The organism is Bacteroides xylanisolvens XB1A (assembly GCF_000210075.1).
Taxonomy (GTDB): Bacteria; Bacteroidota; Bacteroidia; order Bacteroidales; family Bacteroidaceae; genus Bacteroides; species Bacteroides xylanisolvens.
Genome location: NC_021017.1, coordinates 1,106,958 through 1,118,791, shown reverse-complemented (window position 1 = coordinate 1,118,791; position 11,834 = coordinate 1,106,958). Strand labels below are relative to the sequence as shown.

Sequence of the window (11,834 nt, the reverse complement as noted above, 5' to 3'; positions counted from 1 at the left end):
ACTATTTTACTTTCAAATTTTAATTGAAAAGATTAATAATACAATTGCACGACATTGCTATTCTATAAAAAACAGCAAATGAATTTCTTCAAATAGTGATAACCATGTTAGTTACCACCATACCAAAGAGATATTAATTCAAAATGTCAAAGTTACATTTATAGGATAATTACCAATCATCATTACTTGTTTGCAATGGCTTCTTTAGAACTGTATCAATTTTGTCTACAAGGATTTTATAACATGATAGTGAATAAACAAAAGCTCGTGATGAGGTCACTTTAGGATGTTGTCTGTTTTCTGTAAATGGAAAGCAATCAGAAAGTGCCCATATTTGGGTATCTTTAGTAACGCCATTACCTGTTACACCAAAACCACCACCAAACATTATGACATATCCACTATCGTCATTTATCTTCAATACCTCATAGTTCTGTAAAGTATATGTCATTCGAATACGTTCTTCTTTAAAATCAAATTTAATAAGTGGTCGAATACTTACTCTATATGAGTTATCTCCCATAGTCCGTTTTGCAATATTAGGCAGATAACAACGTGCCATGATTGTTCCTTCTTCCTCATTTGAAACCTGTATAGCTGACTTTGCATCAGAAGACATAGATATGACCCAATCTATAATTTTGCGATATAATTGAGATTTGGACTGACCTTTATACTCTTTTATAACCGATAATGATAGTTCACCCAATTCATTCAGCTTATATTCATTAGATAGCTCCTTAGCCTTAGCTGACCAAGACATATCCCCTATATTAGTATATTCTTCTAATTCTTGTTTAGTTACAATTTGGGCATTAATTGTATTACAGACTAATCCTAATAACATTATAAAAATAATCTTTTTCATGTTGACTTGAAGCTTACTATTAGTATGATGTATTTTTGTGTTCAAATGTACAAAAAACAAATTAATTAATCAGATTTTATTATATATATTTTCTAACAAGCCTTGTTGTAAAAGATGTGTTGTAATTATTGATAGAACAATAAAAAAAACAGCAAATGAATTTCTTCAAATGCTGTTTTACTCAATATTTACAAATAATTCATTTGTTTAATTATTAATACGGTATCTAATATAATGAATGCCACAACATCTTGTATATCCCAAACACAAGGTCCTTTTAGTATTATCTCGCATGCCTTATCAAACATAGTAATTATAATAGCTATGAGCATTTGGGTAATAATTATCTTTTTCATAGAAGATAGTGTAAACCAATTAAACACACTAATTAGCCATTGAGGCATTTTAAGTAATATAATTCCCATTATTTCTTATTTAATAATTCTACCTTCATATTATTCTTCTGATGCAATATTATTTATGCCTTTTAGTTTTTTCAATTCTTGAATATACTCCAGTTCACCTTTGGCATATTCCTTATTTGCATCTTCATTCAGCATTTCCTTAAATGCTTCCTCTGCATCATCCAACCGTCCCATATCAACAAAAGTATATGCTCTTCTCCTACGTAGGAAATTGTGATAAAATATAATGCCATCCGTAATCTCACTTTCTTTTAACTGCGCCAATTGATTAAGTTCATTATGGATTGTATTAATTGCTCTTATATCTCTACTATTTGCCAAACAATTTATGTATTCTATGTTGTATCTAATGTTATTTAAGGGACGAACTATTTCCAGAAAGAAAAGGGCTTTCTCATATAAACCCATTTCTGCATAGCAATATCCAATGAGATAACAGGTTTGATAAAACATTCTTTTATCATCATCTGTAATGCTACCCCTTAGCCAACTTTCTCTCAAAGCATGATATACATTTTCCAAATACACAATTGCATCCCAATATCTATTTTCTTTCAAAACTTCATTACCCCAATAAAAATCCTTTCCAATGGCAAGCGTCATTTGAGACATAATACAATATTCATAAAAATCCAATTCTTCTCTATTGTTGAATTTTTCAATTGCTTTGTCATGAATAGCCTTATATTCCTCTATCCTTTGCTGTGGGCTTGTATGGTCATAGGCAAACAAAACACTCAGTGTTTGAGGTTGATTCGCATTTCTGGCATATGTCTTATCTCCTTCATGGCTGAATGTTGGTAACATGATAGATGCACGGATAAACCATGTTTCCTTTCCACCTCCACATCCTCTTAGGTGTACAATGATATTGTCGTTCACTCTGCTAATGGACTTATCATCATCTTCTTGTTTGACATATCCCTTCCTATAGGAAATAGACAAAATGACATTTTCACTAAATCTATAGCCCATATCTCCATTGTCCTGTTTGATAAGGACTGCATTGCATAAATCAAAACTCCAGATTTCATTGCTGTCTACAACAAGTATCCCTTTTTTCTCATGAATGTTGTCTGTGACAATATATAAATCAGAAACCTCTTCTTGCCTTATGTCAAAAGTTCTATTAAGTAGTACTCCTAAAGTTACTTTCTCATTAGGAGTGGCTCGTAATTGATACTTTTCATTTTGGTGTTGAAATCTAAATTCATTTGATAGATACGTTTCATTTTCCAATCTATCAATCAAATCATCCTCTTTATCTTTAGAGATGTTCTTTACTTGAGGATGAGCATTAAATATGGAACTAAAAAACTTCTTCATGATATTATTAATTAAATCCTTTAACGACTACCCGTGGGCTTTCATGTTTTTCTTGTTTAAAATTAAGACGTATAAACTGTTCTTTTAGTAAGTCATGAGCTTTGAAGCAATCATCCAGTACAATTTTCAAATAATCTCCTATATTTATTATGGAAGGAACAAATAGAATTACTGCCTTGCAATGTACTCCCATTTGCTTATTATCTTCATCTATGGAATAAACAGTGGAAACAATATTTCTTATGTTATTCAGATTTATTGCTTCCTTCAAATGCTCAACATTGGCATTATCCAAATCGACACATAGCCACCAAGTATCCCAAAGAGTGACAAACAGATAGTCATTATCTGCATCTATAAAAAACTCCTCACCTTGGTATTTAAAACAGATTCTATCCTTATCATCAACTTCTGGTTGACAACCAATCTCTTTTAATGTATTGATAACTAAATTCCGTGTCTTGTTATCTTCTGCATTAATCGCCTTATCTATAGTTTCATTTGTTTTTGCATATTCTGACCGTTCTTTGTCTTCCTCAACAGCGAACCCTATTCTACCAAAGAGATATGCGATAACTATCAATATTAATCCTAACACTATCCAACCTTCCATATTTGTACTTAAAATAATATTTGACAAATGTATTATTGGTTATTTCTCATATCATTCCTAACATCAATTTCAACTAAAGAAATAAACTGCAATTTTATTATTCTCTTGGTAGATTATATAAGTGAATATTGTTGTCAACTATTTCTTCTGCTTGCTTTTTAACAGACCTCGTATACTCCAACTTCACTGTTACAATAATCTCACGCTCATAAGCCTTCTTACAAATAGCTTTACTGTAAAAATATCTATCACCCTTAGTATTGCCTTCAATAGTATAACTATGGTCTGTAATATCTTTCTTGACAATTCTATTGCCTTGTTCTATTTCTGTATCAATCATTATATCAAACCATTCATGAAGCGAATAATCATCTTTAAAAACATCGAAGTATGTAGCATACACATTCAAACAGATTGTACTATCTTCATTTACGAAATGATTGCCATTACTTAAATCTGATTCTTCTCCATGCGTAAAGCTAGAGGGATATACCAAGAAATAACCAAAAGTCCTATTCCAATAAAACCTTGTATCATTATATTGGTATATCCTATTTCTGTAATCAATCAGTTTCACACCTTTTACTCCTAATACAGAATCTACCCATTGTAAATGCTTAGCTTCTGATATATCCAAAGTAGGATGATTATCATATATAGATAGGCTATCAGTAATCAGTGTATCAGTATTCTTATTACCAATACATAATAGTAGTATAACTATGCATAAATATTTCCTAATCAATAACAACCACATTTATTCCACAAGTCATTCAATTCTTGTTCTAATTCTGTATCATTAGTTAGATTATATGCAATCTGAATGTCTTCACAAGCTACCTTTTTCTCATTCAAGTAGATACGACAGATAGCCCTATTATAATACGCCATTGCATCTCGTTTAAAATCATCTGTATCCAATGCTTTAGTCCAATCAGATTCAGCTTTATCCCACATATTCATATCCATATAAATAAATGCCCGTTGAGTATAATTATCTGGCTGTGCATTATTCAAATTTATCGCTTTTGTTATATCTTGCAAAGCTTCTTCATTCCTTTTTTGAGACCTATATAGGTGACAACGGTTTATATATCCTATTGGATTATTAGGATGATATTCTATTGCTTGACTGAAATAAGATTCTGCATCTCTATTGTTATCAACAACATAAGATATTATACCTAAGGCATTTAGAGATTGAATATCTTCGGCTTTCTCATTTAATATACTTGTAAATATATCAATAGCTTCATTAAAGTTTCCTTCATGCATAGTAGAATAAGCATATTCTTTTTGATAACTATCCATATCAACAGTAAAATTTGATTTGTATTTATCTAAATCAATATTTCTAAATTGCCATCCTCTTGAGGTATTTCCATAAGTAATACTAATTTTATGCAAAGTCGATTTGATTGGTGGAAAAAACACTTTGAACTTATAATTAGAAGCCAAAGATACTTTTGTCCCATTCATTTTATCTACTCCTATCGTTGATGAAGTAACATAATATTTACTATCGTTATCTAAGTCGTGAATAAGAAAACCGTCATCGCCTTTATCTATCTCGCACCATATATACATTTCCCCCATAGATAGATTCAGATTCGTATATGAAAGATATGCGATTGTTACATCATCTTTAAATTCTATAGCATTCAAAACCACTTCACTATTCCTTTCATTAGGTATATTCAAGATAATAAAATTTTCTTTATTGTTAAATTTGGGATTAAAGCGATTAAAATCATTACTCGTCAATGCAGTAAGTCTTTCTTTATTTATAGATACCCCAAAATTAAGATTTTGCCCTCCTGTACGATTAAATGTCGCAACAGCAAACACTTCCCCTTTTTCATTCAATAATGCACTACCACTGCTTCCTGGAGAAATAGGTGCAGTTACCTGTATAATATCACCATGTTGTTTATCATTCCTTAATGACGCCACAATTCCATCAGAAACACTTTTCTCTAATCCTAAAGGACTACTTATATTATAAACTCTATCTCCTTGTTCTGTGCCTTTAGTAGCAAATTCTAAATAAGGAAATTTTTGATTAGATAGAGCTATTATCGAAAACTTAATAATATCCCATTTTTTATCAGAAGCCAATACCTTATCTATTTCGTACTCTTTCCCATCGCTAGTTTTAAGCATTGCTTTTACAGCACCATCCAACACGTGGTAATTTGTTATCCCTGTACCATCACTATCAATAAAGAAGCCAGAGCCACTACCTAATGGAGCTCCGTATTCATCGTAAGTATAGATTATAAATGTTGCACTCTCTGTATCATGTATAATATCCTTCAGATTTTTTTGGCATGAACTAAAGAATGCTAATATAACACCAAGTATCAAAAATATATTCTTATTCATATTTATTCAATTTTAAAATTAGGATTCTTTTGTAATGTTCTCCGTTTATTTGGTGTATTTGAATTCTTTGATTTGGGTGTATGCGTTTTCACATTTTCATCTCGTTGTATAATATCCATGTTCCCTTGAATCTCTGTTGTGTAATGCAGAATTTTATTATCTGTTGAGATTTGTACAAAAGCCATATTAGTATATTCTCGTTGACCTATTGCAACTAGTGCAACACCTGTTTTATTATCATAAGAATTTTGATAGTACCATTTTGCATAACTAATTTTATCTATACTCCCATCATTAGTTCTTGCTCTCTCATAGTCTTCAACAATCAGTTTCCCCCATGATTGGCTGTTATGTAAAGGATGTACATTAGCCAAACAAAGCTCACCGTTATCTAAGTATAACGTTAAATACGCCCTTCTGCTCTTAATAATAGAAGTAATGTCTCTGTCATTTTCGTAAGCGTTAATAATACTAAGTCGACACAATTCCTGTTGATTAGTATTATTGCTTTTTAATTGAACTCCAAAGAAATGCCAAGACCCTGTGTCTCCTTCAATTATATCCAATTCTTCTGTGTTTTCAGGTATAGCCTCAAAAATTGCAGAAAATTCAATTTCTTGCCCTGGGTGACATACCGTTTGTCCATCTTTATTGGCTATTCCATTAGTAAATAAAAGTTTATACTTCATATTCTTTACCTTTAAATACATAGAGTTGTTTCCATCTTTAGGGAGTGATAAATAGATATAACGTGAATTACTCTCATTAGACCTGTACAGGAAATCCACTTGTGTATGTGCACTCAATATCGTTATTTTCTTTATAAAAATATTATTTTGAGATGCATGTTTTACGTTAGGAAATACAATATCTTTAGAATATGAATAGGTACATTGCCATATTGCTAATATGAATGTTATGACTGGTAGAATTTTTCTCATAAATATAAAAATTGGTATTCTTTAATAGAAATGGATTATGATTGTTTTTCAAAATTGGCAACATTGCTTAATAAGCCTTGCTACAGTAGGTATAATTATATATCTGTTTCCATATTATTCAACACATTTATGTACCCTGTTCCCTTTAGATACTGTTATACAATAAAAAAGGTGTGGAACGTATTGTCTTATCTCATTCTCTGGCTCTCGCATTGCCTTTGGTACGGATAAAACAATAGCCCACACCAATATTGACAATATCTAAAGCCTTAAAGATATAAGGTAGGTATATATCAAATGGTGTGGTGCTATTGCTATCATCTTCGTACCGTTATCAAATTTGCGAGATTTGAGAATGGAAGATAATTTCAATAACACCTTTCGTAATATGTCCTTTCAGACCTAACACATTAGGTATCTGAAATTGCCACAAAGTTACGAAAAGCGTTCGTAATAGCAAGAACTATTGTTTATTAAAAGTTGAGAGCTATCCCTTCTTTATAAATCCATGGTAGTGGAAAAATTCAAGACCACCCATATAAAAACTAAATCTCTGAATTTTTCCACCCCACCGATATTTCATGCTTATGGCTTTATAAACTGATTTTTTATCCGTTGAACGGTGGAAATACCAATACTTTGTAGCTTAGCTATATTTCTGATTGAATAGCCTTTTCTTAGTAAAGCAATGACTTCTTTATATTCCTCTTTTTTCTTATCATCCGTTTTGGTTGAACCTGTCTTTCTGCCAAGTTTACCACCTTTGGCAATATAATTTGCCCTACCACTATTCAAACGGTATTGAATATTGCTTCTTTCGATATTTGCCATTTCTGCAAGTACTGTCACCATGATAGAAGCTATTGGATTAACTTCCCCATTTGGTTGCAAAGTATATAAGCCCAAGTTCTGTATGTAAACCGACACTTTCGATTCATGCAATATATCCAAAGAGCGAAGAACCTGTAATGTACTTCTTCCTAGTCTTGACAATTCAGACAAAAGTAGGATATTCACAGATTCACGTTTACAGTATTCTAAACATTCCCCTAAAATCTGTCTTTCCTCTATTTTCTTTGCACCTGAAATATGCTCCTGGAATATATTCACAATTTCTATATCCTGTGAGATAGCATATTTCTTTAAATCCTCTATTTGTCTGCTCGTGTCCTGTCTGTCATTACTTGACGAAACACGAGCGTATATTACGGCTGTTTTCATTTTATTCTTTGATTAAATTGATAACATGAAAGAATGTGTTCAAACCACCTTTGCAGATTTATTTGAACACATTCCAGTTTTGAACACAATAAGTAGTTAATGACGATTATTCGCTTCTTCAATATCCCATAAACCTATAAAAATCACAAGCCATATCAACGGCACACACGCACTAATCATAGCCAATGCCACAAAAAAGAGCCAAACAAGTATCTTATAATAAAACATGATTCTTTGTTTTACGTAGTTAATAAAATAGGAGAATACCCATTTCTGAATATTCCCCTGTTTAATCAATCAATAAACCACTTATATTTAGTGTCTCCATGCAAAGCGGCATTTATTCCCGTTGCTATTTCGGTTGCATTTATCGCTCTATCCAAAAAACTATCAATGTAGCTTGACTTATTGCTTCCAGTTAACAAATTATACAATTTCCACATACTTATATCATTTCCCAAGCTGCCAAAGTTCTCATCATTGATATAAGCCCTAGCCACATTGTTAACCTGTGTATCAGTAAATAACATACGTGGAATATCTTTTTGATAGCCTTGTGGTAATGATTGATAAAATCTCATTCTTCCAAGTAATTGGCAAAATTGATGTTCTGTGAGATATGAGTTACCAAGCGTTTGCAACAAATGTATGTTTTTGGCTGTATTGAAATTATTAAGTAGTTCCAATGTAGCCCTAAACAGTTCTTTTGTGCTCATTACCTTTATATCATCCTTATATCCGTCTGTGAAAACGCACATGTTACAGCATACGGTATTTTTGAATGAAACCGCCAGTCTGAATAATTCAGGACTTTTCTTAGTTGCCAGATTCTCTCTATTCAAGGCACGAACGCCAACTATAGAAAGATTAAGCCTGTTGCCAGATACATTTTCATAAATAGATGGAATATCTATGGCAAAAGCACATCTTTCGTAATACTGGGTAGTGTCAGCTTCCGTTAACAGGTTCTTTGGCTTGTTAATGGACTCTGGACGTCTCCCTTTTACCACATGACTGCACCTTATATCTGGTTGCTCGATTTGTTCACCACTATAAAATGAATTAGCCGCTTCCCAAACCGTTTCAATGAATTGTGGATGCGAAATAGTCAGTTCATTATCCTTGCTGAAAACTGGTATCACATTATCATTCTTTAAATGGTCTAAAGTAACCTCCACAGAGTTTGCTTCTATAAAGTGATTTACCCTTTTGGGCTTTACTGGCTCTTCGATTATTACCGCTTCTTCTGCATACTCACCAAAGTTACTTTCCCTTCTTACCTGTGGCACATTGCCAATAATTTGTAGATTTCTCATAACGAATAAAATTTTAAATGATTTATAAATTGATTACGTGGAGAATAGATATTTCGTTTCTCTCCAACTACCCTCGGGGGGTGTTAGAGGGTACTGTTCATGCGCTCATGTAACTTTCAATTCAGTAAATCATAGGAGAAATAAGCTGATATATATTTAAGCTCCTATTTTTATAGGTAGGGGGGGGATTATATATAAGTACCTATACTTTATTGCACGCATATCTTTCTACTCTCCACAAATGGAACTACTTTAGACCATTACAGAATGTGGCATAACCATACAACCAATGTTTGAAAAATGAGTATCATTCATTTTTTAGCTTCCCCAATTATTCGTAAATTTGTGTATCCCATGAAGGAAGGATTACCGTATTGCATTGAGGGCTTTTTATCTCCATTTCCCAATTACTATCAATGTGGTAAATTCATTTCTTCGCAGTCTTTCATAGATAAAGCCATGTCTGATAGATTTTATTGCAGTCGCCTATATACTAGTATTAGACGACCTTTTTCATTTTTGTAGCATAACCATAAAAAGTAGGGCAATTTGACGTCTGCCCTACCGCTTGTGGTTATGAAAATTTCTTTATATTACCTACCATGTCAGAAGTATATACCTATCAAGAATTACGTGAATTAGCCTTAAAATACGGAATCAGAGATAATAAAGTCCATATCGGTGTATGGATACAGACACAAGGCTATCAGAAACAAAGAATACAGATTAACCACATTAGAAAAACATTTTATTTAAAATCCCATGATTGAGACAAGAATCCCAATAGCACCTGACACAAGTACCACCCTTACAGATGAAACAACAGAGCACATCATTCATCGCAAAGTAACAATCAAAATAGACAGAGATTATTTAAGAAAGAAATACCCCGAACTATTCGAACGACTAGCAAAAGTTGCAGAAAAATATCCTTATACTCCGAAAAAACAACTTGTAAAAAAACAGGGGCACGCTCATGTAAAAAAACAGGGTGGACTATACTACTAACCATTGGAAAATAACTAATAAGCATTGCCTTCTTTCAGAAGTCAAAAGCACATTCTAAATCTTATTTTTTTCATGTATGTAAATCAACTAACCAATGAAACTTATATAGACAGAAAGGAAGCCAAAATAAGTCTCGGAACTTCCAATTTCAACAGATTATTAAAAAAGAAGATTATTTATTTTATCAACGGACAACCATTTGCCAACTATGGGATACAGAATAATACCGGCAAGCCTAGCCATAGGGCTTACAACAAATGAAGCATATACTTATTTTTGTTTATTAGCGAAATCAGATTACAACACTTATATTTCACACGTAAAGCTTGAAACGCTATCCCAATTGACAGGAATAAGCAAGACCGAATATATATCCAAGCATATCGAGAAACTAATAAAGAAAGGGTTACTACGGAAAGATACACAACAGAACATTGGTAACAAAGGCGTGTTCAATACCTGTACGTATTATCTATACAAACCGCAAATTGACTGGATTAGAATTGACTTGGATTTATTGGAAGAAAACATTCCTAACAAACTCAAAGCTTTCCTCATCTTATTAAAATGTATCTGCCTAAACAACACCAATTACACAGGATACAACAAAAGTGAAATCTGCAAGAAACTAAATATATCCCGCCCGACCTTAGATTCTTATCTCAATCAGTGTATCGACAAAGAACTGATAAAAGAAGAGCAAAACGGATACACACTTACAAACGCACATTTATTCAAAATAGATATTGCCAAAGGAAAGGATGATGACGAAGTTTATACAAAGGTATATATACCAATGGCTGATTTTTTCGCATCACAAAACATTACAATACCACCATATAATAAAAAAATAGTAGGAAAAATCATCGACCATTATAGCGCATTACCATTTTTAGCAGCAGCACTAAAAAAACGAAAAATACCGGAAGGAACTGTTTGTACTTGGAAGTATTTAGCTAAAGTCTTGAAGGTAAATATCGTGGAAAAACCTCGTCCCATACCACCAAAGGTTACTCTTATCATGTAAAAATTAACCTTTGCAAAAAAGGAGATTCACTCATCACGGAGCGAATCTCCTTTTTGCTACCAAATTATTCTTTTAGTCGATTATTTCAAAGTAAGGGACATTTTTCGAACAGGGTCTATAAAAGTACTTTTCTTAAAAAAAATGTCCTTCGCATTATAATATTTCCTCAATCAGCAAATAACATCTTTCACCTCTGACTTTGCATTCGGACACCATAAAAAAATCGCTTATAGTCTTACTTGTTATGGCTTTAGGGGGATGTATATTCAATAGAGCATAAATTCTCTTTATTTCTTCTTTGATATATTTACGAGTGTATTTTTGACCAACAGTAAATGAGTTCTTTATTAAGCGGATTACCTCTGTTCCGGTTGCCTTCTCACTGTATTGCTTCTGTATCATGGCTTCCGTGATTTTCTTTTTGGAATATTTGAGTTGTTCAATCACTTCTTTACCTACCGTATCATAAGCTTCAACAATAAATGAATCAGCCGCAATCAAATCCCGCTTGTATTCCAATTCCATTTCAGTAGCACAATTTCCCAACATCTCCAACTGGCGGACTATCTCTTTACGCTTGTCTTTAATGGATTGAGATTTATTTTCCCTCTTTAACCGCTCAAAGTCACCTATCGAATAGTAAAATCCATGTTGATAAGAAATAAATGAATAACAATTATCGTATGCCTCGTTTAGAGAGCCTT

10 protein-coding genes and 1 pseudogene are annotated in these 11,834 nt (G+C 32.6%); 2 read left to right on the top strand and 9 right to left on the bottom strand.

All coding sequences use genetic code 11. The annotated features are described in order from the left end of the window. Nucleotides 1–169: 169 nt before the first annotated feature. The 8 genes from BXY_RS04690 to BXY_RS04655 form a co-directional block, all read right to left on the bottom strand. Nucleotides 170–868: a DUF4468 domain-containing protein gene (locus BXY_RS04690; RefSeq protein ID WP_015531316.1), complete on the bottom strand. Its 699-nt coding sequence runs from the start codon at nt 866–868 to the stop codon at nt 170–172. A 455-nt stretch (nt 869–1,323) separates the two neighbouring features. Next, nucleotides 1,324–2,619, bottom strand: coding sequence for a hypothetical protein (locus BXY_RS04685; RefSeq protein ID WP_015531315.1), 1,296 nt, complete (start codon nt 2,617–2,619; stop codon nt 1,324–1,326). Nucleotides 2,620–2,626: 7 nt separating this feature from the next. Then, complete coding sequence (locus BXY_RS04680) at nt 2,627–3,232, bottom strand: hypothetical protein (protein WP_015531314.1); 606 nt, start codon at nt 3,230–3,232, stop codon at nt 2,627–2,629. Nucleotides 3,233–3,329: 97 nt separating this feature from the next. Then, complete coding sequence (locus BXY_RS04675; protein WP_015531313.1) at nt 3,330–3,989, bottom strand: hypothetical protein; 660 nt, start codon at nt 3,987–3,989, stop codon at nt 3,330–3,332. After that, nucleotides 3,974–5,617 (bottom strand): trypsin-like peptidase domain-containing protein, encoded by a 1,644-nt coding sequence (locus tag BXY_RS04670; RefSeq protein ID WP_015531312.1) that lies wholly within the window; start codon nt 5,615–5,617, stop codon nt 3,974–3,976. The genes BXY_RS04675 and BXY_RS04670 overlap by 16 nt, the downstream gene beginning before the upstream one ends. A gap of 2 nt (nt 5,618–5,619) precedes the next feature. Beyond that, entirely contained in the window at nt 5,620–6,306 is a 687-nt protein-coding gene (locus BXY_RS04665; RefSeq protein ID WP_147340876.1) for a hypothetical protein, read from the bottom strand. Nucleotides 6,307–7,143: 837 nt separating this feature from the next. Further along, nucleotides 7,144–7,779, bottom strand: a complete 636-nt coding sequence (locus BXY_RS04660) for a recombinase family protein (protein WP_007754395.1) — start codon at nt 7,777–7,779, stop codon at nt 7,144–7,146. Between the two features lie 293 nt (nt 7,780–8,072). Next, on the bottom strand, nt 8,073–9,095 hold the full coding sequence (locus BXY_RS04655) for a DUF3871 family protein (RefSeq protein ID WP_004320912.1): 1,023 nt from the start codon (nt 9,093–9,095) through the stop codon (nt 8,073–8,075). A gap of 762 nt (nt 9,096–9,857) precedes the next feature. On the opposite strand from BXY_RS04655, the gene BXY_RS04650 reads away from it, so the two are divergent. After that, nucleotides 9,858–10,103, top strand: a complete 246-nt coding sequence (locus BXY_RS04650; RefSeq protein WP_015531309.1) for a hypothetical protein — start codon at nt 9,858–9,860, stop codon at nt 10,101–10,103. Nucleotides 10,104–10,311: 208 nt separating this feature from the next. Continuing rightward, nucleotides 10,312–11,130 (top strand): helix-turn-helix domain-containing protein, encoded by an 819-nt coding sequence (locus tag BXY_RS04645; RefSeq protein WP_015531308.1) that lies wholly within the window; start codon nt 10,312–10,314, stop codon nt 11,128–11,130. A 153-nt stretch (nt 11,131–11,283) separates the two neighbouring features. Here the strand turns inward: BXY_RS04645 and BXY_RS04640 are convergent. Further along, nucleotides 11,284–11,834: pseudogene (locus tag BXY_RS04640) on the bottom strand (hypothetical protein); the annotation flags it as partial.

What these genes read in the sequence shown, in the direction of transcription:
- BXY_RS04690 (WP_015531316.1), bottom strand. Translation starts at nt 868, where the DNA reads ATGAAAAAGATTATTTTTATAATGTTATTAGGATTAGTCTGTAATACA.
- BXY_RS04685 (WP_015531315.1), bottom strand. Translation starts at nt 2,619, where the DNA reads ATGAAGAAGTTTTTTAGTTCCATATTTAATGCTCATCCTCAAGTAAAG.
- BXY_RS04680 (WP_015531314.1), bottom strand. Translation starts at nt 3,232, where the DNA reads ATGGAAGGTTGGATAGTGTTAGGATTAATATTGATAGTTATCGCATAT.
- BXY_RS04675 (WP_015531313.1), bottom strand. Translation starts at nt 3,989, where the DNA reads ATGTGGTTGTTATTGATTAGGAAATATTTATGCATAGTTATACTACTA.
- BXY_RS04670 (WP_015531312.1), bottom strand. Translation starts at nt 5,617, where the DNA reads ATGAATAAGAATATATTTTTGATACTTGGTGTTATATTAGCATTCTTT.
- BXY_RS04665 (WP_147340876.1), bottom strand. Translation starts at nt 6,306, where the DNA reads ATGAAGTATAAACTTTTATTTACTAATGGAATAGCCAATAAAGATGGA.
- BXY_RS04660 (WP_007754395.1), bottom strand. Translation starts at nt 7,779, where the DNA reads ATGAAAACAGCCGTAATATACGCTCGTGTTTCGTCAAGTAATGACAGA.
- BXY_RS04655 (WP_004320912.1), bottom strand. Translation starts at nt 9,095, where the DNA reads ATGAGAAATCTACAAATTATTGGCAATGTGCCACAGGTAAGAAGGGAA.
- BXY_RS04650 (WP_015531309.1), top strand. Translation starts at nt 9,858, where the DNA reads ATGATTGAGACAAGAATCCCAATAGCACCTGACACAAGTACCACCCTT.
- BXY_RS04645 (WP_015531308.1), top strand. Translation starts at nt 10,312, where the DNA reads ATGGGATACAGAATAATACCGGCAAGCCTAGCCATAGGGCTTACAACA.